16 protein-coding genes, 1 tRNA gene and 2 pseudogenes are annotated in these 21,016 nt (G+C 42.2%); 15 read left to right on the forward strand and 4 right to left on the reverse strand.

The window, feature by feature from the left end; all coding sequences use genetic code 11:
* Positions 1 to 273: 273 nt before the first annotated feature.
* Positions 274 to 2,307: an elongation factor G gene (locus tag O9324_RS24200; RefSeq protein ID WP_288141533.1), complete on the reverse strand. Its 2,034-nt coding sequence runs from the start codon at positions 2,305 to 2,307 to the stop codon at positions 274 to 276.
* A 562-nt stretch (positions 2,308 to 2,869) separates the two neighbouring features.
* On the opposite strand from O9324_RS24200, the gene ychF reads away from it, so the two are divergent.
* The 4 genes and pseudogenes from ychF to O9324_RS24220 all read left to right on the forward strand — a co-directional run bounded on the left by ychF (position 2,870) and on the right by O9324_RS24220 (position 8,880).
* Positions 2,870 to 3,961: a redox-regulated ATPase YchF gene (gene ychF, locus O9324_RS24205; RefSeq protein WP_002788451.1), complete on the forward strand. Its 1,092-nt coding sequence runs from the start codon at positions 2,870 to 2,872 to the stop codon at positions 3,959 to 3,961.
* A 404-nt stretch (positions 3,962 to 4,365) separates the two neighbouring features.
* Positions 4,366 to 6,399: an N-6 DNA methylase gene (locus O9324_RS24210; RefSeq protein WP_288141534.1), complete on the forward strand. Its 2,034-nt coding sequence runs from the start codon at positions 4,366 to 4,368 to the stop codon at positions 6,397 to 6,399.
* A 1,588-nt stretch (positions 6,400 to 7,987) separates the two neighbouring features.
* Positions 7,988 to 8,113 (forward strand): annotated as a pseudogene (locus tag O9324_RS24215) (PEP-CTERM sorting domain-containing protein); the annotation flags it as partial.
* Positions 8,114 to 8,628: 515 nt separating this feature from the next.
* A complete protein-coding gene (locus O9324_RS24220; RefSeq protein ID WP_288141535.1) occupies positions 8,629 to 8,880 on the forward strand; it encodes a hypothetical protein in 252 nt (83 codons plus the stop codon).
* 104 nt (positions 8,881 to 8,984) lie between these two features.
* Here the strand turns inward: O9324_RS24220 and O9324_RS24225 are convergent, their stop codons facing one another.
* Positions 8,985 to 10,526, reverse strand: coding sequence for an NAD(P)H-quinone oxidoreductase subunit N (locus O9324_RS24225; RefSeq protein ID WP_287737894.1), 1,542 nt, complete (start codon positions 10,524 to 10,526; stop codon positions 8,985 to 8,987).
* 508 nt (positions 10,527 to 11,034) lie between these two features.
* Between O9324_RS24225 and pipX the strand changes: the two genes are divergently transcribed.
* The 5 genes from pipX to O9324_RS24250 all read left to right on the forward strand — a co-directional run bounded on the left by pipX (position 11,035) and on the right by O9324_RS24250 (position 15,623).
* Entirely contained in the window at positions 11,035 to 11,307 is a 273-nt protein-coding gene (pipX, locus tag O9324_RS24230; protein ID WP_106908753.1) for a transcriptional coactivator PipX, read from the forward strand.
* 3 nt (positions 11,308 to 11,310) lie between these two features.
* Complete coding sequence (locus tag O9324_RS24235; RefSeq protein ID WP_002788447.1) at positions 11,311 to 11,970, forward strand: YggS family pyridoxal phosphate-dependent enzyme; 660 nt, start codon at positions 11,311 to 11,313, stop codon at positions 11,968 to 11,970.
* Between the two features lie 319 nt (positions 11,971 to 12,289).
* Complete coding sequence (locus O9324_RS24240) at positions 12,290 to 12,862, forward strand: cell division protein SepF (protein ID WP_193958849.1); 573 nt, start codon at positions 12,290 to 12,292, stop codon at positions 12,860 to 12,862.
* Between the two features lie 124 nt (positions 12,863 to 12,986).
* Positions 12,987 to 13,799: a pyrroline-5-carboxylate reductase gene (gene proC / locus O9324_RS24245; protein ID WP_288141536.1), complete on the forward strand. Its 813-nt coding sequence runs from the start codon at positions 12,987 to 12,989 to the stop codon at positions 13,797 to 13,799.
* Positions 13,800 to 14,102: 303 nt separating this feature from the next.
* A complete protein-coding gene (locus O9324_RS24250) occupies positions 14,103 to 15,623 on the forward strand; it encodes an ArnT family glycosyltransferase (protein WP_288141537.1) in 1,521 nt (506 codons plus the stop codon).
* Positions 15,624 to 15,642: 19 nt separating this feature from the next.
* On the opposite strand, the gene O9324_RS24255 is transcribed toward O9324_RS24250, so the two are convergent.
* Positions 15,643 to 16,179, reverse strand: coding sequence for a metal-binding protein (locus O9324_RS24255; protein ID WP_288141538.1), 537 nt, complete (start codon positions 16,177 to 16,179; stop codon positions 15,643 to 15,645).
* Positions 16,180 to 16,260: 81 nt separating this feature from the next.
* On the opposite strand from O9324_RS24255, the gene O9324_RS24260 reads away from it, so the two are divergent.
* The 3 genes from O9324_RS24260 to O9324_RS24270 all read left to right on the forward strand — a co-directional run bounded on the left by O9324_RS24260 (position 16,261) and on the right by O9324_RS24270 (position 18,450).
* Positions 16,261 to 16,332: transfer RNA gene (locus O9324_RS24260), tRNA-Val, on the forward strand.
* Between the two features lie 156 nt (positions 16,333 to 16,488).
* Positions 16,489 to 16,836, forward strand: coding sequence for a YkgJ family cysteine cluster protein (locus O9324_RS24265; RefSeq protein ID WP_288141539.1), 348 nt, complete (start codon positions 16,489 to 16,491; stop codon positions 16,834 to 16,836).
* Between the two features lie 189 nt (positions 16,837 to 17,025).
* Positions 17,026 to 18,450 (forward strand): AAA-like domain-containing protein, encoded by a 1,425-nt coding sequence (locus tag O9324_RS24270; RefSeq protein ID WP_288141540.1) that lies wholly within the window; start codon positions 17,026 to 17,028, stop codon positions 18,448 to 18,450.
* A 76-nt stretch (positions 18,451 to 18,526) separates the two neighbouring features.
* Here the strand turns inward: O9324_RS24270 and O9324_RS24275 are convergent, their stop codons facing one another.
* Positions 18,527 to 18,742 carry a hypothetical protein gene (locus O9324_RS24275; protein ID WP_002771174.1) on the reverse strand — a complete coding sequence of 72 codons (216 nt, stop codon included), beginning with the start codon at positions 18,740 to 18,742 and terminating at the stop codon, positions 18,527 to 18,529.
* A 152-nt stretch (positions 18,743 to 18,894) separates the two neighbouring features.
* Between O9324_RS24275 and O9324_RS24280 the strand changes: the two genes are divergently transcribed.
* From O9324_RS24280 to O9324_RS24290, 3 genes and pseudogenes are all read left to right on the forward strand, one after another.
* The gene (locus O9324_RS24280) at positions 18,895 to 19,017 is read left to right on the forward strand and encodes a hypothetical protein (RefSeq protein ID WP_002788439.1); all 123 of its coding nucleotides are present in this window, start codon (positions 18,895 to 18,897) and stop codon (positions 19,015 to 19,017) included.
* Between the two features lie 11 nt (positions 19,018 to 19,028).
* Positions 19,029 to 19,349: a hypothetical protein gene (locus O9324_RS24285; RefSeq protein ID WP_288141541.1), complete on the forward strand. Its 321-nt coding sequence runs from the start codon at positions 19,029 to 19,031 to the stop codon at positions 19,347 to 19,349.
* 310 nt (positions 19,350 to 19,659) lie between these two features.
* Positions 19,660 to 20,397, forward strand: a pseudogene (locus O9324_RS24290) (formylglycine-generating enzyme family protein); the annotation flags it as partial.
* Between the last annotated feature and the right edge of the window lie 619 nt (positions 20,398 to 21,016).

Raw genomic sequence — 21,016 nt, forward strand, 5'->3', positions numbered from 1 at the left:
TTTTCTCTTTCTCGCTCCATACCCCTTTTAATGCTATATATTCTCATTAACCCTTTTAACCTTTGAATTAATTTTAGTTATTATGTACTACTTTAATGGCTTTTTTGATCTGTGACAGTTGAGGGTGCGGAATGTGGGTTATAAGACAGTACAAACTTGAGAGAATCTTATCGAACCCTTCTGTCATTTTTTGCTACAAAAGGGAGAGATGAGCCAATAAAAGCCCATCTCTCGCCAATTTATCCCTCTACTTTAGTGAAAGCCAAGAATACTTTACTTGTTACCGTTACCCTGCATAGCTAAAACCGCATCGCGCAGTTTATCCGGCACTTCTTGCAGGTGATCCTCATCCCACTGGAAGAAACCGACACCCATAGTCAAAGAACGCAATTCAACGATAAAATCGTGCATTTCCGCTTGGGGGAGATGGGCCGTTACCTGATCCCAACCTTTCCACTCCCCAGAAGCTTCAAAACCCTGAATTTGACCGCGTTTACCACTGATTAACTGTAAAACCTTGGCGGTGTATTCTGAGGGAGCGAGAACCGTCACCGATAGAATTGGTTCTAATAAGACCGGATGACATTTAGGCAGTCCCTCCGTCATCGCTAGACGGGCCGCTTGTTTAAAAGCTTGTTCGGAACTATCGACACTGTGATAGGAACCATCGGTGAGGGTGACATCAATATCCACCACGGGGAAACCCAACGGACCATGACCGAGATATTCCCGCACTCCCGTTTCCACCCCGGGGATATACTGTTTGGGGACGACACCACCGACAATGGTTTCATGGAATTGGAAACCTTCCCCCCGGGGTAAGGGTTTAATATCGAGGTAAACATCACCAAAAGCACCGTGGCCGCCGGTTTGGTGTTTATAACGTCCGTGGGATTTAGTGCTGGTTTTGATCGTTTCCTTGTAGGGAACTTGGGGTAAATGGGTGGTCATCGGTAGATTATACTTGCGCGCTAGGCGATCTAGAGCCACTTGCAGATGAATTTCTCCCTGTCCCCAGAGAATCACTTCTTTAGTGTCGCCGTGTTGTTCCCAGTGGAGGGAGGGATCTTCTTCGATCAGTTTCGTCAAAGCTGAACTTAATTTAACTTCATCCTTGCGATTTGCGGCGGCAATAGCGAGAGCAAAGACGGGTTTAAGCTGTAATCCTTTGGGAAGGTCGGGTTTTTGACTGCCGCTGCTAACCACGTCTCCGGTGGCGATTCCTTCCAAACGACCGAGAGCGATAATTTCCCCCGCTTGGGCCTGCTGTAGGGGTTGTTGTTGTTGTCCCGTGAGACGATAGATACCACCAATCCGCACACCGTTCAAGGCCATGCCATCGTTAAGGGTTCCCTGCCAGATTCGCGCTAGGGACAGGCGACCGCCCTGGGGAGTAAAATAGGTTTTGAGGATTTGTACCACTGCATCTCCATCCGCACTGGGATCGAGACCGCGACGGTTGGCAGTAATTGTCGGGGCCGGTGTTTCTTCCACTAAAGCGGTGAGGAGATGACGCACACCATAGTCCCGTTCCGCCATACCGAAGAACACAGGTACTATCTGATCGGCTCCCAGTTCTTGTTTTAAGTCTTGGAGAATTTCTTCCCGGGAGGGGTTAATATCTTCGAGGAGTTCTTCTAAAAGATGATCATCAAATTCGGCGATCGTTTCTAGCATTTCTTGTCGAGCAATCTGTTCTTCTTCCTTGAGGTGGTCGGGTAAAGCTACAGGATCGGCGGGACTGTTAGCATGGTAATGATAAGCCTGTTCGTTGATTAAATCGATGAATCCGATAATTTCGTTGTTCTGACGGATAGGATATTGCTGGGGAACGAGGGGACGACTAGAAACGGATTTGAGAGCTTGTAGGACTTCGTTAAAGTGACTATTACAGCGATCCATCTTGTTGATGAAGATTAGATGCGGAATTTCCCAATCATCAAGGAATTTTAGCAAGGGAGCCAGGGTGAGAACTCGATCGACCACCGGTTCACAAACGATAATAGCAGCACCGGCCCCGACGAGGGCATTATAGGTTTCACTGGCAAATTCGATCGAACCGGGGCAATCGAGAAAGGTAAAATTTAGGTCTTGGTATTGACTATGGGCAACGGAAACTTCTACACTCATCTGTCGATCCCGCGCTTGCGTGGAACTATCAGCGACGGTATTGCGATCGCTAATTTTACCTTTTCTGGTGATGGCTCCTGTGACGAAAAGTAAACTTTCCAGTAAGGAGGTTTTTCCACTGGAGTAGGGGCCGACAAGGGCCACATTACGGGTGTTTGCTCCGATACTTTGATTCATACAGATACCCCCAAGAATGATTTAGTGATTAGTTGCGGCGATTGGGCGATATTTACACTCGATCGCCCTAGGAAATATACTGTCATAGCACTGAAAATTACTCTCAGGACGTAGTTAGAAGCGAAAGGCCTGTCTTGCCATAATTTTGCCCAGTGCTACAGGTGTATTCTTTCTTACTCTTCACCCTAACTCAGTCTCAAGCATCACATCCCATTCTCGCAATCTCTTGTAAAGTCTCGCCTACTTTTAGTTAAGGAACTTGAATAAATGTTAACTAGGGTTTGCTAAATAAGTTTTTCGTGGGTGTGGGGTGTGGGGTGTGGGGTGTGGGGAAATGGGGAAATGGGGAAATGGGGAAATGGGGAGAATAAATAAAAATAATCTCCTGTCTCCTGAATCGGAGTCTCCTGAATCGGAGTCTCCTACCTCCAGGAAAAATTTTTTCAGCAAATGTTAACTAAGCTGTTGACTATCGAGAGTCTTTCGCATCAACCGGACTCACAAAAACGAGATGCAGCCTGATATAGTGAGAGGTCGGGATGATGTTTATCAAGCAATTTTTATGTTAAAAGCTGGAATCGTGGGACTGCCAAATGTGGGTAAATCGACCCTATTTAACGCTCTGGTGGCTAATGCCAAGGCCGAGGCCGCTAATTTCCCCTTTTGTACCATTGAACCGAATGTGGGTGTGGTATCCGTCCCCGATGAACGTCTGGAGGTTTTGGCTAAAATCTCTAATTCTGAGAAAATCGTGCCGACGCGGATCGAATTTGTCGATATTGCCGGATTAGTTAAGGGTGCGAGTCGCGGGGAAGGATTGGGTAATCAATTTTTGGCTAATATCCGGGAAGTGGACGCGATCGTTCATGTGGTGCGCTGTTTTGATAATGATGATATTATTCATGTTTCCGGTTCCGTGGATCCGGCCCGGGATATCGAGGTGATTAATCTAGAGTTAGCTCTAGCGGATTTGGGACAGGTGGAGAAGCGGGTGGAACGTTTACGCAAACAGGCGAAAAATAGCAAGGAAGCCGCCGAAGAATTGGCTATCCTTGAAAAAATCCTAATTTGTCTTAATGACGGTATTTCGGCGCGAAAAGTGGATTTAAGCAAAGAGGAAGAAGAATTAATTAAAAATCTCGGTTTATTGAGTCGTAAACCGATTATTTATGCCGCTAATGTGAGCGAAGATGATCTGGCCACGGGTAATGATTGGGTAGAAAGTGTCCGTCAAATTGCCCAACAGGAACAGGCAAAAGTTGTGATCGTTTCTGCTCAAGTAGAATCGGAATTAGTGGAATTGTCGGAGGAAGAAAGAAAAGATTTTCTCGGTTCTTTAGGGGTAGAAGAAGGGGGATTAAAATCTTTAATTAAAGCTACCTACGAGTTATTAGGACTGCGTACCTATCTCACCACCGGTCCCCAAGAAACCCGCGCATGGACGATTATTTCTGGGATGAAAGCACCCCAAGCAGCCGGAGTTATTCACTCGGATTTTGAACGGGGTTTTATTCGTGCGGAAACCGTGTCTTATCAGGATTTAGTTAATAGTGGCACGATGAGCGCTGCTAAAGAAAAAGGTTTAGTCAGAAGTGAAGGCAAGGAATACATTGTTCAAGAAGGTGATGTCTTACTATTCCGTTTTAATGTATAGCTAAAAATAAATCAGGTGAGCGCCGCCACCTGATCAAAAGGCTGAATAATTGGCGTTGTCAATAGCTGTAGGGCTAATTCATGAATTAGCCCTACAATTGGCGCTAATTCTGGAATTAGCCCTACAATAGGCTTTGTCAAACTGAAAGATGCTGCGAATTTTTGTCATAAACAATCTCTCAGCTTTTTTTACTCACTTTGGTTAACATTAAACTGAATTTTTTATCTCTTGACATCCTCTAATTTATATTCTATAATTAGGTACAAGGCCAAGTTCTTGTTTAATCAAGATGGCGATTATCTCTGTCCACTAAAAGACTGGTTTGGTAGGAATGCAGTCGAGGCTAAAAATATTCTATCTATTCAACAACCCGCAAGGGGAAACGGTCAAATCAAGCGCAGTAAATGAAAGAGCAAGGATTGTTATTTTCTGAAGACAGCCTGTTACCTGAAAAACTCCCGCAAATTCAGGAATTACGACCTTCTAACAATCTTTCAGCAGTTTTTGAAGAGTGCCATAATTATATTTACGCCAACGAAGGAATGCTCAAAGACAAGATTTTTCACGAGATGGTTAAACTAATCATCATCAAACTTCATGATGAAAAATCTGCCAAGCAATCTGTAAATTTTGGCGTTACAGCAAGTGAATATAAAGCCATCGTAGCAAATAAGTACGATGAATTTATGTCGCGTCTCAGTCAATTATTTACCTCCATCAAGAATCATTATCGGGGATTTTTCACCGATGACACATTCAAGTTAAAACCTTTGACTCTTGCTTATATTGTAGGCAGGTTACAGTACATTAATTTAACTAAAACATCTGGAGATATAAAAGGTGAAGCCTTCCAGACTTTTGTAAATAGACACCAGCGTGGAGATAGGGGAGAATTTTTTACGCCTCATCCAATTGTCCGTCTTGCGGTTGAAATGATAGACCCCAAACCAAACGAAAAAATTATAGATCCTGCTTGCGGAAGTGGTGGTTTTTTAATTCAAGCAATCAACCATGTTCGACAAAATAATCCAGAGTTCAATATAGCAAGTTTTGTGCAAGAAAGTATTACAGGAATTGAATTTAATCCCGATGTCGCCCTTTCGGGAATGATTCGTTTAGTTTTTGAAGGTGGCACAGGTTCAGAAATTATCTGCACTAATGCGCTTATCGAAGATGAAAAATTAAATAATTCTTTTGATGTTATCTTGACCAATCCTCCTTTCGGAAATAAAGGCAAAGTAGAAGACCAGAAAATTCTTAAATCATATCTTCTTGCCCGGAAATGGCATAAATCAGCGTCCAATGGTTGGGAAGTTTCCCCAACCGTTTTAGCGGGTCAGTCGCCCGATATTTTATTTATTGAGAAATCTATAAAATTATTGCGGGTAGGTGGGCGCATGGCGATTATTCTGCCCGATGGTCTATTACAAAATATCTCTAATGGACCGATTCGCCATTGGTTGCGCTCCCAAACAAAAATATTAGGTGTTGTTTCCATACCGCCGGAAGCCTTTGTACCCTACGGCACTGGAATCAAGACATCACTTTTGGTAGTTCAAAAATTACCAGCAAACCATGATTCTTGTTTTATGGCACAAATCAAAAAAATAGGCTATGACGTTAAAGGACAAACAATATATAAGCGCAACGAGTCGGGAGTTATAGCCCGAACAAAATCAGGTTTGCCAATAGTTGACGATGATATAGATGATATTTCTCAATCTTTTAGGTCATTTATCAATGGGGAATTTGCACAAAACAGCGATTGTATTTATACAGTTAAGAATACCCTGCTCAATTCGAGACTGGATGCCGAACATTATTTACCCAATGACCAAAAATTATTAGAACATCTAAAATCTATTGGGGCGAAACCTTTAGGTGAAATTGCCGATATTTTGAGAGCTGCGGCTGATTTTCGTTTAGCTAGGGATAGTGAAATTAGATATATCGCCATTTCCGATGTTGATTACCGTACAATGCAAGTTGTTTCTCAACAAATAATTAAGGCACATGAGGCCCCATCTCGCGCAACTTATAGATTGTACAAAGGTGATATTATTACAGCAATTTCAGGAGCAAGTACGGGAACACCACGCCAAGCAACAGCCCTAATCACGGAAGATGAAGACGGAGCAATTTGCTCAAATGGATTTTCAGTATTAAGAAATATTCAGGGAGTCGAGCCTTTGTTTTTATTAGTATATATGCGAACAGACTTTTTTTTGCGTCAGGTTAAAAGGTACATGACAGGTCATGCTATTCCTACTATTTTAGTAGATGATTTGTCTAAAGTTTTAGTGCCTATTCCACCCCAATCTGAACAGCAGAGAATCGCAAAAAGTATGACCGAAATTCAAGCAATTAGAAAAGAAGCGTTAAAGGCAAGTGAGAATGTGGTTAACGAAATGAGTCTTTTACTTGGCCAATTTGAGTAAAGCAAAAAGCAGGTTAAGCTTAGAACAAGTCTTAATATTAAATCTGGTTATTAAAAACTGATTATCTATTACCACTTTTGCCTGTCCTGATATGTAGCCTATACTCAACGGATTTAGTATCAGTCCCTAGTCGGGGAGAAGAATGTAAAGAATTATTAAATTGTAGCTTTTGCTACAGTTGTGGGGGGGGGAATGTGTAGTATTTTGTTGTCCGCCTTTGGCGTTGGATTCAAGTGTTGCTTGACTTAGCTGCGAGGGGAGGCGAAAGAACCCATTTACCCATAGGAATGAAAAGATGTTGAATAAACTAAGACTGACTTCATTAAATAATTTCGAGGTTTATATGAACTATAAAGCTGTATTACTATCCTCTGGTTTAACTATTGCTTTAATGCCTTTTTTATCTCTTAAAGCATCTTCTCTAACTGCTGAACAAGCCGCAATCATTCTCAATGCAACAATTCCAGATCAAGATTTAGTTTCTTTAGCAAGATTATCTGGGTATGAAACAACTATTAACCCGTTAGAATACTCTGGAGAAATTAACTCATCAGGATGGAGTAGTACCTATTCAGGAATCTATTTTGGAAAAAATCTTAATGTTACATATTCTGGCGATCTATCCTCATTTCCGTCTGGAAACATCATCTGGAGTAGTACAGGAACTTATGGTACCGACAGTTGGAGTAGTAATGGAAATGCTCGAATCACCGAGGGAATAAATACTTTTCAAGTTAATTATAACTCTAGTTTAAATTTGGGAACAGATGTGATATTAAAAGAACTTTTAATAGATGGAACACAGACATCTTCTTTAATTCAATATACAAGCACGTCGGGAACTTCTAGATCAATTCGCCCACCCTTTGGCTTTCCTCCCTTGCCTACTTTTCCTTTAGATGTAGCTTCGCTCGAGTTTAGTCTCGGAATTGATGGTAAACCACAACAAATAACAAATGATGTTGAATGGGGTCAACCTAGTCGATTAGTTAAAAGTGATTGTACATACAAAGACCTAAGAATAACTTGTAAAATAAAATTGGATAAGCCAAAACCGAAACCTAATGGAAGTAAGAATAAACCCCGCAGTGGAAAGAGAGGAAAGAGTAAAATTTCATATAATTCCCAGACTCGTCAACTGTCTTTCACAGAAGATATTATTGATTTTGCAAATTTAGTTGGCAATGATACCTTAGACCCGTCTTTTTATAGCGATCCACTATTAGGTGCTACCATAAGTGTAACAGATTTACAACTTTTAAGTGCCGATGGAAATGGATTTTTATTTGAGGATGGAAAACTGAAAGTGTCAAAGGGTTCACAAATTTTTATAGAAGCGAATATACCTAATTTGCTAATAGATGATACATACGATTCAATCTTCGGTTATAATGTTTGGGGGTTATTAGATATAACGCTTGATGATACATTATCTCCTTTCCTAAAAGATTACTCAAACGACTTGACAATCAATCCACTAGATTTACCCGAGTTGTTTGGAACTACGTCAATTCCAATTACTGCTTTAATTGCGAACAATGAGTCTTTTGAAACTACAATAGAAGGCTTATCTTTTTCATCGTCACCTTCTATTCCAGAACCCTCCTCGACTATAAACTTACTCGCTTTGGGTACTCTAGGAGCAGCTTCAACCCTCAAGCGCAAACTAAAGCCATCCAAATCAGCCGAAAAAGAAACCACAAAAGTAGGCTAAATTGCTCACCAAAAATACCATAAATGCCCCTTCAATTAGCCAGTTGAGGGGGGTTTATTTTTAGTCCATGTTTCTATTTAGGGTTGGCTGAATAAATGTGAAATATAGACGAGGTAAGGGTTTTATTGTCCTGTTTTGCTCTCACAGGTGCAAGATTTTGAGAGAATCGTGGTTCAAAACCTTGCGTCTTCATCGGCCCGCGTCCTGTAGGGGCGAAGCATTCGGGCAATAACCTATCGGTGAAACCGTAGATTTTCTATCCGAATGCTTCGCCCGTACTTTTTCAGCAAGCCCTATTCATTGATTTTTTTGATCCAATGGCAACTTTTACATCAATAGGGTCAAATTCAATGAGTATAATGATTTTGTGCTACAATAGAGGTCTATTAAAAGTAAAAAAAAAATCAATTAAGTAGGTAGGCGTTAAAAATTATCAGACACCCCCCTTATCAAGGGGGGCAGGGGGGATCGAACCTAAAATCGATTTTTAATTTAATTATAACCAGCTACTTACCATGAATAGCAAGACAGAAATCACTATTCAAGTTCCTTTAGAAATTGCTAGATATTACGCTAAAATTAAACCCAATGACCGAGCAAACATAGAAAACAAATTAACTGAAACTATTCAATTAGAATTAGAAAAATATCGTCAAAAAGCAGCGGCAAGATTATCACCAATTATGGATCAAGCTAGTGATGAAGCAGAAGCTAACGGATTAACTCCAGATATTTTAGCGTCTATTTTAGAACAAATTGAGAGTTAATCACACTATTAAAAACGGATTAGCTGTAGGGCTAATTCATGAATTAGCCCTACAATAGGCGTTGTTATTCTGATCTGACAACGCCGATAAATCAACAGAGATTCTCAATTCGCTCGGGAAATGTGCGTCGCCAGGGCTGCCGATTGTAGGATGGGGGTAGTGGTGACGGAATCCGTCGCTAGGGTAAAGAGAGGATTGGAGAGGATACCGGCCAGGGAAGTCGCCACTAGGGAGAGGACAATACCCACCTGTAGGGGACGCATCCCGGTAAGGGTCCAATTGATAACGGGGTAATTTTTCACCGCATCGGACATCTCTTGGGGTTCCTTGACCACCATCATTTTGACCACACGGATATAGTAGTAAATCGAGGCCACACTGGTGACTAAACCAACGAGGACGAGGGCATAAAGTCCCGCTTGCCAACCGGCCCAGAATAGATAAATCTTGCCAAAGAAGCCCGCTAGAGGTGGAATTCCCCCCAAAGAGAGCAGACAGATGCTTAAACAGAGGGTTAGGAGCGGATCTTTCTGGTAGAGTCCCGAATACTCAGCGATCTGATCGGTTCCAGTCCTGAGGGCAAAGAGAATCACACAGGCAAAAGCCCCTAGGTTCATGAACAGGTAAATTAACAGATAGAAAATCATGCTAGAGTAACCCGCGTCAGTACCGGCGGTTAAACCAATCATGACAAAACCCGCCTGACCGATCGAGGAATAGGCTAACATCCGTTTCATGCTAGTTTGGGCTAAGGCGACCACGTTGCCGAGGATCATACTCAAAATTGCTAGAGCGATAAAGATAAACCGCCATTGTTCGCTCACTAGACCGAAAACCGTCACTAATAGGCGAATTGCTAGGGCAAAACCGGCCGCTTTGGAACCTACCGAGAGGAAAGCCACCACGGGAGTGGGTGAACCTTCGTACACATCAGGGGTCCACTGGTGAAAGGGAACCGCCGAAATTTTGAAGGCGATACCGGCAATCACAAAAACTAATGCGATCGCCAAGGCCAAGGACTGACCACCGTTAACATCGGTTAATTTTTGGGCAATGGCACTTAAACTGGTTTCACCTCCGGATAAACCGTAGAGAAGGGAAACACCATAGAGGAAAATCGCCGAACTAGAAGCTCCAATTAACAGGTATTTTAAAGCGGCCTCGTTCGATCGAGGATCCCGCTTCATGTAACCGGTCATTAGATAGGAGGAAATACTGAGCATTTCTAGGGAGATGAAGATCATCACCAATTCACTAGAGCCAGATAGGAACATTCCCCCGAGGGTCGCGGTGAGCATAATGGCTAAAAATTCCGCTAGGGAGGTTCCCGCTTGTTCCACATAACGGATAGACATCAGCACTGTGGAGGCGGTAGAAAGAGCAATAATCCCCCTAAAGACGATACTGAGATTATCCCCCTCAAAAGCCCCTAAAAAGGCCACTGGTTTCGGATTGTCCCAGGCAAAATAGAGAGCAACCACAGCAGCGAGCAGACCAGCGATCGCAACGTAGGGCAGCCAACTTCTGGCACTTCGTCCCACGATTAAATCGCCGATTAAAATCACCATCAGGGTAATAATCAGGATTCCTTCGGGCCAGATAACGCCGGCATTTAGCTGACTGGCAACAAGACTAGAAAAATCCATATTGATTGAGGTTAAAGGAATTTGAAGTTAAAAAAGGCTTAATACAAGCTTAGGGCATTTGATCAGTGATTCAGTGATCAGTTATCAGTTATCAGTGATCAGATGTGAGTTTTCAGGGCATTGATCGCCGCTATTGGGTTAAAATTTCTAAAAAACCAGATAAATTTGAGATAATCTTAGCTTTTATCGTTATTATAGTTGTCTCTTGTCTTTTTTATCCTCCTGTCTCAGAGTCTCCTCTGCAAAGGGAAAATCTTTGATTTTTGCAGCCGAGCTAATTTCTGGTGGTGACAACTTGTCACCGAAATGTATCCACGTTAACAGGGAAAAAGTGAAAACTCAGGAAATCATGACATAGACTGGCATCGTTAGTTGTCAATGAAGGATTCTGGTAAAATCAGGCTAGGGGAAACACCCGAAAAATCAATTGTTTTTGAGCCATCCGCTTGATTTTGTTGTTGAAAAACTTTCTAGTTCGCTCCCTCCTTTTCCTTTAGCGATCGCTTGAATGAGTAACGAAACCTATCTCAATCATCCTACTTTCGGTCTATTATACAGAGTGTGTCTATTAGAAGAACATCGGGAATTATTCACCACTCTTTATGCCCAACGTCTTTTTTTTCTGGTGACGGTGGGACCCAAAAAAGTCTCTTTCGATCCGATTAGTCGTTCCGATGCTCGTCTTTTAGTGGAAAACCGGCTGCGGAATTTGCGACGGGTCAGTAATGTGCAAGAATTTAACAGTCTCAACCAAACTTATCAACAAACCTTTTCAGTCTAGTTCATGACGATCGCTAGTCGTATCGAGTCCATCCGTCTTACCCTACCCCCCTGCACGCGTCTGATTGCCGTCAGTAAACAGGTATCGAGCGATTATATCCGTCAAGCTTACCGAGCAGGAGTGAGAGATTTTGCTGAAAGTAAGCTACAGGAAGCAATCTCGAAGCAGCAAGAACTAAAAGACCTGCCAGATATTTCTTGGCACTTTATCGGACATCTACAGGCAAATAAAGCCCGCAAAGTCCTAGAATCTTTTGATTTAATCCATTCCCTCGATAGTTTAAAATTAGCCCAAAGACTCGATCGCCTGGCCGGGGAATTAGAGATTAATCCCCAAGTTTTGCTACAGGTGAAAGTTGTCCCCGATCCCGATAAGTTCGGTTGGGACAAGGCCGAACTCTTAGCAGCTCTTCCCGCTTTAGTCAACTGTCAACAGCTAAAAATTCAAGGTTTGATGACAATTCTGCCCCAGGGATTATCGGCTGAGGAAAAGTTAGCCGCCTTTGAAAAAACCAGCGATTTAGCCCAAATAATCGAGAATAGCTCTAGTTTATGCCTGCCCCATCTATCCATGGGGATGTCTAACGATTATCCCCTGGCCGTCAAGGCCGGAGCCACTTTGATCCGGGTGGGAACTGGTATTTTTGGTGATCGCATTTACTGAACCATCGGCGTAAATTTACAGAAAAAACCTCTAGAAAATTTAATAATCCGTGACAATATATCTTAAAATTACAACGTTCAGTCTAGAAACTGGTGGTTAGAAATGGGGAATGGACTTTTTCCCAATCCCTGAAAACTATCCCCTGATACCTGATAACTGAAAAGAGGGAACTAACCGCTGCCTCCAGACGACTAAAATGACGAACCCTTAACAAAATAGTTCCCCTGTACCAAATGAGAGCAAGGATTGTTAAAGGCCAATAAATAACCCCGACTCTAGACAAGACCACCCAAAAAAATCTTTTGAAGGACATTAGACTGTGAACAACATTTTTACCAAGCTCAAAGATTTTGTCGGTATCTCCGAACAACCAGAAGACGAAGATGAAACCGACTACGAAGAAATGAATTGGGAACAGTTTTCCCCCCAAGAGAAGGATCAAAACGAAGAAGAAGAACCCCTTAATCGTCGTCAACGCGAACCTTTAAATCTCAATACAGCCACATCTATGGGACTCAACAGAAGCAACGTGATCGGTATGCCAGGTATTAACAACAATAATGCAGAAGTAGTCGTGATCGAGCCCCATTCCTTCGAGGAAATGCCCCAAGTTATCCAAACCCTGAGAGAACGCAAATCGGTGGTTTTAAACCTCAACGTCATGGATCCCGAAGAAGCACAAAGAGCCGTGGATTTTGTCGCCGGTGGCACTTATGCAATTGACGGTCATCAAGAACGCATCGGTGAGAGTATTTTCCTGTTTACCCCCAGCTGCGTTAAAGTTAGCACCCTTTCCGGAACTATTCACGATATCGCCGACAACCCGAAAATGGCTCGTACCGTTTCCTCCGCACCTGCTTGGGGAGCCGAAAGCAGTCGATTAGCTCAATGAATCCTTCCATAGTCCTCTCGTCAGGTTTGTCGAAGCTAGAAATCGATCGATTATCGAGAGGAGGCGTTTTTTCTTGGTAGGATAGCTAAATCTCTCTTTTTTACTTTTTACTTTAAAAAATACTGTGTCTATTCGTTTAGGAATTATTGGCGGTGGCGTGATGGCTGAGGCCATTCTCAGCCGTTTATTAAAAAAAAATATTTATAGTCCCGAAACGGTGTTAGTCAGTGAACCCCAACCCCAACGGCGCAACTTTTGGGTTAACACCTACGGAGTACAAGTCAGTCAGGATAACCGGGAAGCCGCTAGAGCAACTGAGGTGTTAATCTTAGCGGTAAAACCGCAAATTTTAGAGCAAGTAGTGAATAGTTTGCTAGGAATACCCGAAAAACCCCTAATTATCTCGATTTTAGCGGGAGTTACCCTCAATCGCTTAGAAATGGGCTTTCCCGATCGCCCAGTAATCCGGACGATGCCCAATACCCCCGCCACGGTGGGACAAGGGGTGACAGCGATGGCGGCCGGTCGTCATGCGGAACCGGAACATCTGGCCGTAGCTAGAGATATTTTTACTGCGGTCGGTTCGGTGGTGGAAGTTCCCGAGGCTTTGATGGACGCGGTAACGGGATTATCGGGATCGGGCCCGGCATTTGTGGCCCTGATGGTGGAAGCTTTAAGCGATGGTGGTGTGGCGGCTGGATTACCGCGAGCGATCGCATCTCAATTGGCCATAGAAACAGTTTTAGGGACGGCAACCCTATTAAAAGAATCGGCCATACATCCCGGGGAATTAAAGGATCGCGTCACTAGCCCCGGAGGAACTACGATTGCCGGGGTGAGACAATTAGAAAAAGGCTCTTTTCGATCGACAATTATCGAGGCAGTAGTGGCGGCCTATCATAGATCTAAAGATTTAGGGCGTAGTTCCGAAAAGTAATCTTTTTATCTTTTTTAATCCATAAGTAGGTAGGCGTTAAAAATTATCAGACACCCCCCTTATCAAGGGGGGATTAAGGGGGGACTAAGGGGGGTGCCGATCCCCCCTTATCAAGGGGGATCCCCCCGCCTTCGGCTTCCCCCCTTATCAAGGGGGATCCCCCCGCCTTCGGCTTCCCCCCTTATCAAGGGGGGCAGGGGGGATCGAACCTAAAATCCATTTTTAATTTAATTATAACCAGCTACTTAACTGATGTCTCGATCTGTGATAAGATACGCAGCAATTCTTGTCCAGAAAAAGTGTATGAATAAGAAATCTAATCGTTTTGATTTAATGGCATTAATTGCCATTGCTGTTTTTTTTCTAGGGATTGTTTTCTGGAAAGTCCCGCTTCATTATCCCTATATCCTTAATTTTGATGAAGCGGTGGCCCTAGTACTTGCCTACGTCACTAAACAAGGTTATCGTCTCTACGAACAAGTTTGGCACGATCATTTATCGGGTTTATCTCTTTTACTAAATAGTTGGTTAAGCGTGACAGGATTTACTATCCATGCGGCGCGCCTTATGGTGCTTTCTTTGTCCACAATTATGTTAGGAATTTTTTATCTAATTCTGAGAGTTAATTGCGGAATATTAGCTTCTTGTTTATCGGTATTTATTCTCTCAACCTGTCTAGTGTATATTACCCTATCAACGACAATGTTGCGGGAGTTACCCTCACTTTTTTTTACAATCTTAAGTATTTTTATCATCTTTAAAGCCGTTCAATTCACGGCTAAGCTTAAGTATGGACTGTATTTACTTAGTGCCATTGCTTTCGTTTTTTCCCTGCAAATTAAACTTTCAGGCATTACTATTATCCCAACGGTAGCTTTAATTATTTTTCTCAATCAACAAAGTAGCTTTATTAAAAGAATCATTGATATTGTTATTTGGTCAGTCGCTGTCGTTTTAGTCTTTGTCTTGGGTTCCCTGACTATTTTTCCTTTTTCCTACGAAAATATTATTAAATCTCATGTCAGCGTTGCCTCTAGTTTTACTCAAGAAAATCTCACCTTATGGACTCTCTTACAAAGCGCCCTACAGCACGAACCAATTTATCTAATCGTGACAGCGATCGCTATTATAGCGATGGTTTTTACTCGCAATATAATACCACTTTTACCGCCGTTGGTTTGGTTAGGTTCTAATCTATTTAGATTCGCCACAGTCGCCCCAATTTGGCCTTATTATTATATCCATTTAATTATTCCTGCCGTTTGGATAATTGCCTTATTTGTCGAACAGTTAAAAATTAATGATAGTCTCGCAGAATTTAGGCAAAATCGAAAAATAACCCAGGAATTAGTTCTCAAAATGCTGATTTTTATCCCCCTGTCTGGTCAATTTCTCTTTAATACCTTGAGAATAATCACCAATCGTGATCCGGCAATTAATGCCTACGTTCAATTTAATAAAAGGTATAAACCTCTTTTAGCAGAAGCTGTATTTGAAAAATTTAAAAACTCCGATAAACTTCTGTTAACCGATAATCCTCACTACATATATCAATATTTCTTGAAAACACCCCCAGAAACTGCTGTCATCACCAGAAAGAGATTTATCAATCAGAATCTTGATGGGGATTTTATCCTAGAAGTTATCGAAAAAAGACAGCCAGATTTGGTTTTTCTCTATCGATTTGAAAAGGAATTTCTGCAATCACCAAAACTCAAGAATTATTTAGAGAAAAATTATATCCAGTTCCCCGACCAGCAAGAAAAAGGAACCCTCTTTATCAGTCCGAAAACTTGGCAAGAATATCAAAGTAAGGATAATTAGAAATTGTGGACGGGGACTATTAACGTTTTTTCTTTTTTACCGGTTTTTGAGCCAATTTTCGAGAACGTTTATAGGCCGATCCGATCCAATCACTACAACTATGACTCATCGCTCCTAATTCTAAACCCAGGAAAATAGCGATCGCTACCCGGGGATACTGTTGCCATAATGCGATCGCTTGCTGCGGCCACAGTCGCCAATCCCAGTCTATACCCCAGAAACTTTGCAGGATCGGAAGGATGACGATCGCCGCTAGTAAAAGAAAACTACCAAGATAAAATAACCGAAAAATTGTGCCGATCAATAAACCGTGGGATAACCAACCGCGATGACGGATCATAGAACGATAGGGTAGCCACAACCAGCGCAGATAACCCCAACGTTTGTATTGTACCGAGTGGATGTCAAGATCTGGCCCAAACAGGAATCCGCTAAACAAATAACTGGCCAAGAGTAACAGGGTTAAGTTACCACTGCCACTGACCAAAAAACTCGCCCCCGCAATCGGTGGCAGCAGAATTAGGGTAATGCGATCGTGAGTTCGACCAGAGGGCATCGGAAAAAAATTAACTTGCTCAAAAAAATAATATACTTTTTTGAAAATATATGTTATGCTGAGAAAGTGCGAAATTGATTCGGGCGTTTAGCTCAGTGGTAGAGCGCCTGCCTTACAAGCAGGATGCCGTAAGTTCGACCCTTACAACGCCCATTTGTTCCCGTCTTTGCTCGTCAAGCTTTCACTCTTGATCGCAGGTTGAGATTAAAACTATTGAGGGGAATTGCTGCTGGCAGGCAAAATTGGGACTAATTGCTGGTAAGCTAGTTAGTAGGTACTAGGATTAACTCATCGCGGCACACTGGTTATATGGCCAATTGGAAATGTATTAAAAATTGTGGAGCTTGTTGTCAACTAAATCCCGATGAGCGTCCTGACTTAGAAGAATATCTTACTCCCGCACAATTAAGTCAATATCTCAGCATGGTGGGGGAAGATGGTTGGTGTATAAACTTTGATCGCCAAACCCGTCTCTGTACCATTTATGACCAAAGACCAGAATTTTGTCGTGTTCAACCCGATATTTTTGCCAAAATGTATCAAATTACACTGGGAGAATTTGAACAATTTGCGATCGATTGCTGTCATCAACACATTGAGGATCTTTATGGGGAAGATAGCCTAGAAATGAATAGCTATCGTCAGCAAGTAGGCTAAGATTTACCCCTATCCCAGAAATAACTCAGACGGAGAAGAAAATAAGTGGTCTAGTTATTTTCCCTAGCTTCTCGATGGCTAAACCGGTAAAATTACGGAATTGATTGTTTCCCTGTTGAGGAGAAGTCTATAGGAAACTCAAAACCTCTAGGGGTGCAGAGTTTGAGTTCAGGACAGGGAAAAACTATCATGGAAAAACCAGAAAAACAGCGCCGCAGACGCGGGGTTATCCTCACCCCCACGGGACTAGAAAAAATACTTACTGCTAAACAAGAAGCGGAATATCGGGATAATCGTGGTCATCGCTTCACCCTAGAAGTTCTCAGCGAGAAAACTCTTTTAGGGGTAGATACTCTGATGAAGGTATTTGCTTGTGAATCGGGAGTGGATAAACAAACCCTAAAACATTGTTTTCAAGCTTTTAATTTAACTCTAGAAAATGGCGATTATTATCGTCCTAACTTACCAGAAACTGATACTATTAATCCTCAACTATTGCCTGAGTTACCAGAGGGACAAGTCCCCCTCGATTCCCTCTTGTATATCAACAGAAACAATCTAGAACAGACTTGTTATCAAGAGATCTTGCGCGGGGGTAGTCTGATCCGGATTAACGCGGCCAGAAAAATGGGAAAAACTTCCCTGATAACCAGAATTATTAATCATGCACAACAACAGCAATACCATACGCTTTATTTCAGTTTTCGGTTAGCAGAAAGCTCAATTTTTCAAGATTTAAATCACTGGCTGCGTTGGCTTTGTGTTAGTATTAGTCGCCAGTTAGATTTAGACAATCATCTCCCAGAGGATTGGGATGAATTCTTAGGGGGTAAAATTAACTGTAAAATCTATCTAGAAAAGCATATTCTCTCCCATCTCGATCGCCCTTTAGTGATTGCCTTTGATGATCTTGAATATCTTTTATCCTATCCACAGCTAAGGGAAGAATTTTTCAGTATTCTGCACCTCTGGCACGAGGAAGGCAAAAACAAACCCCTCTGGCAAAAATTACGTTTAATTGTTGCCTATTCCCCTGCACAGGAGCTTGATAAAACCTCAGATACCTATCAATCTCCTTTTAGTCTTGGTTTACCGATCGAATTGCCTAATTTTACCAGCGCACAAGTAGGAGAATTAAGTCAAAGACAGGGATTATATCATAATTTTGACTCCGAAAAATTACGGATATTTCTAGGGGGTAATCCCTATTTAATTCGTCTTGCTTGCTATCATATTGCTCGAGGCAATTGTACCCTAGAAACCATTCTAGCTACTTCTATCGACGAGGAAAGTAATATTTTTGCAGATCATCTTAAACATTTACTTTCGCATCTGCAATACTTAAAAGGCAATTTAGCGGCTATCTTTGCTAAGGTGGTGATGGCAGAAAAAGACATAGAAATTGATTTAATTGCCGCTTTTCACCTAGAAAGTCTCGGACTGATTCACCGACAAGGTAAGTTTTGCCGAGTCAGTTGTCCTCTCTACCGTCAATATTTTGGCGAATATTTCCGGCAACGTTCTGTTTTTTTGCCGCAAAAAACTTCTCCCCTCGCCAAAAAAATTACGCTTGCTCACTTTGATACTTCCGAAAAAAGTCGCTATGCTATCTAGTTTATCGTCTGTTAGGCACTCGACTAACACAGCCTAGGAGTGCTAAAGTTATCACCATAAACATCCTCAAGGAAAATCAACTCGGCGTGGACAATCCTGCCGCAATCTCTTCTTTAGCTTTTCGAGCTGCTGCGACTAGATTATTCTTCGTCTGTTTAAAAGACTGATCCCATCGTTTTTCTTCTTCAATTTCTGCAATATAAGCTCGAACGTACTCTACTAAATGCTCTTGAAGCTCATCAGGCAGAGACTCAACCATCTTGATGATCGTGGTAATAGCAGGAGAGGGCATGGTATCTATCAGCGTAGTAGGTTTTCTCTATTCTACAACGTCCACCGCAAACCCAAAATGATATGATCTTTGTGTCCTCTGTGTCTGGAGTGGTTTTTATTAATGAGCCTTGATCAAAACCAAACAATTTATAATTCAAGAGCGAGGTATTTATGGGTAAAGAAGAAGAACTACTTGAACAATGGCGAGAACTGACACCAGAAAAGCAACAAAAAGTTTTACAATTTGTTCAAACACTGAAATCTAAGTCAGAAACAATAGCACCACTTAATTAGGAGTCTAACCCATGAGCGGCCCCACCATCGAAACCGATTTAGGAAAAATCCTAGACCAGATTAATCAAAATCTTAAAGAGACCAATCAGAAGCTAGACGCGCTCCAGAAAGATGTCACAGAGATCAGGATTGTTCAAGTCCGATTCGAGGCCGAAGTCAAGGGAGAACTCAAGGCATTACAGGGAGAATTCAACACCTTACAAGGTGATTTAAAAGAGATTAAAGGCTCCCAGAAAGCCCAAATTTGGGCATTAATCACCATCTTGGCAACAGCAGTTATCGGAACTGTTATCGGCTTTATCATCACTGTTCCCCCTGTTAGCAACCCCTAACTCCCACTGCCGTGGAACAGGCTTCTGGTTCCTGTTTGATATTCAGGTAGAATTAATGATAGAATTGATGCGTTACGGCGGATTGTTAATTTTGCTTTTTTGACCGGATTTGTAACCGCCTAATCCACCCTACACTTTACTAATTCTTAAGATTCCCATAGTTCACCCACTCCAAAAATTTGGGAGACTTGCAAAAATGTCAAAAAGATGGTCGCGCCGTAAAGTTTTAAAACAGTTGGGGTTAGTTACAGCCGGGAGTGTCGCTAGTGTTGTTTCTTCATGTCAGTCTATTACTCAATTTCGTCCTCAACCGATAAATCTAACTCTATTTACAGAGAAACTACCCAAGGGAGTAACACTGGAGATGGTAGGCTTACCAGCAGGTCAATTTCTCATGGGATCTCCTGACAGTGATCCCGATGCTGACAAGTCTGAAAAGCCTCAACACCAAGTTCAAGTCAACAGTTTTGCGATTGGGAAATATCCAGTGACTCAGGCACAATATCAAGCAGTAATGGGAAACAATCCCTCTCGGTTTCAAAACAATCCGCAAAATCCGGTAGAAAAGGTTAGTTGGAACGACGCTCAAGCTTTTTGTCAAAAATTGAGTCAAATAACAGGGAAAACCTATCGCCTACCGACAGAAGCCGAATGGGAATATGCTTGTCGTGCGGGGACAACCACTCGCTTTTATTTCGGTGATGATGCTAATCAGTTAGGAGATTATGCTTGGTATGACGGAAATTCTCAGTATACAACTCATCCTGTTGGTCAGAAAAAGCCAAATGCTTGGGGGCTTTATGACATGAGTGGCAATGTTTGGGAGTGGTGCGAAGACAATTGGCACTATAACTATGAGAATGCACCAAGGGATGGCAGTGCTTGGCTGACAAATGATAATGATGATCGAATACTGCGGGGCGGTTCTTGGTTCAACTTTCCTTATGACTGCCGTTCCGCTAACCGCAACCCCTACTACCACCGCAACAGCGACGACACTGTCAACAACGGTTTTCGGGTAGTGTGCGGGTTCGGGAAGACTTCTTAGCCCTTTGCACTTTAGCCCTTTTGCCCTTTGCTCTTCTTCGGTTTTCCCGCCTAACGGCGGGTCGATTTTTTTGAAAAAATTGGGGTAGCTTGTAGGGTGTGTTAGGCGCGTATTTAAAGGAGATTTGTTAATAATTAAACTATGATCGCGCCGTAACGCACCATCTTAAGAAAATTGGTGCGTTACGCTATCACTAACGCACCCTACAAGAGCCGCTGGTCGATTTTTTTTGAAAAAATTGAGGTAGCTTGTAGGGTGTGTGTTTGCGCGTATTTAAAGGAAATTTGTTAATAATTAAACTATGATCGCGCCGTAACGCACCATCTTAAGAAAATTGGTGCGTTACGCTATCACTGTAGCTTGTAGGGTGTGTGTTTGCGCGTATCCAAAGGAGATTTGTTAATAATTAAACTATGATCGCGCCGTAACGCACCATCTTAAGAAAATTGGTGCGTTACGCTATCACTAACGCACCCGACAAGATACGCTACTGTTTCCTCTGTGTCTGGAGTGGTTTTTATTATGATTATTTAACTGCTATCGAATATCCCCTCGTAGCAATCTCTCCCTAGTAACAGGTTTCTAGTTCCTGTTTGATATCCAGGTAGAATGAATGATA

It is taken from the genome of Microcystis sp. LE19-84.1B (assembly GCF_027531875.1).
Taxonomy (GTDB): domain Bacteria; phylum Cyanobacteriota; class Cyanobacteriia; order Cyanobacteriales; family Microcystaceae; genus Microcystis; species Microcystis panniformis.

Bases quoted from the DNA above. Each gene is read 5' to 3' on its own strand.
- O9324_RS24270 (WP_288141540.1), top strand. From the start codon at position 17,026: ATGGAAAAACCAGAAAAACAGCGCCGCAGACGCGGGGTTATCCTCACC.
- O9324_RS24200 (WP_288141533.1), bottom strand. From the start codon at position 2,307: ATGAATCAAAGTATCGGAGCAAACACCCGTAATGTGGCCCTTGTCGGC.
- pipX (WP_106908753.1), top strand. From the start codon at position 11,035: ATGAGTAACGAAACCTATCTCAATCATCCTACTTTCGGTCTATTATAC.
- O9324_RS24275 (WP_002771174.1), bottom strand. From the start codon at position 18,742: ATGCCCTCTCCTGCTATTACCACGATCATCAAGATGGTTGAGTCTCTG.
- O9324_RS24285 (WP_288141541.1), top strand. From the start codon at position 19,029: ATGAGCGGCCCCACCATCGAAACCGATTTAGGAAAAATCCTAGACCAG.
- O9324_RS24235 (WP_002788447.1), top strand. From the start codon at position 11,311: ATGACGATCGCTAGTCGTATCGAGTCCATCCGTCTTACCCTACCCCCC.
- ychF (WP_002788451.1), top strand. From the start codon at position 2,870: ATGTTAAAAGCTGGAATCGTGGGACTGCCAAATGTGGGTAAATCGACC.
- O9324_RS24250 (WP_288141537.1), top strand. From the start codon at position 14,103: ATGAATAAGAAATCTAATCGTTTTGATTTAATGGCATTAATTGCCATT.
- O9324_RS24220 (WP_288141535.1), top strand. From the start codon at position 8,629: ATGAATAGCAAGACAGAAATCACTATTCAAGTTCCTTTAGAAATTGCT.
- O9324_RS24255 (WP_288141538.1), bottom strand. From the start codon at position 16,179: ATGCCCTCTGGTCGAACTCACGATCGCATTACCCTAATTCTGCTGCCA.
- O9324_RS24225 (WP_287737894.1), bottom strand. From the start codon at position 10,526: ATGGATTTTTCTAGTCTTGTTGCCAGTCAGCTAAATGCCGGCGTTATC.
- O9324_RS24265 (WP_288141539.1), top strand. From the start codon at position 16,489: ATGGCCAATTGGAAATGTATTAAAAATTGTGGAGCTTGTTGTCAACTA.
- O9324_RS24280 (WP_002788439.1), top strand. From the start codon at position 18,895: ATGGGTAAAGAAGAAGAACTACTTGAACAATGGCGAGAACTGACACCA.
- O9324_RS24210 (WP_288141534.1), top strand. From the start codon at position 4,366: ATGAAAGAGCAAGGATTGTTATTTTCTGAAGACAGCCTGTTACCTGAA.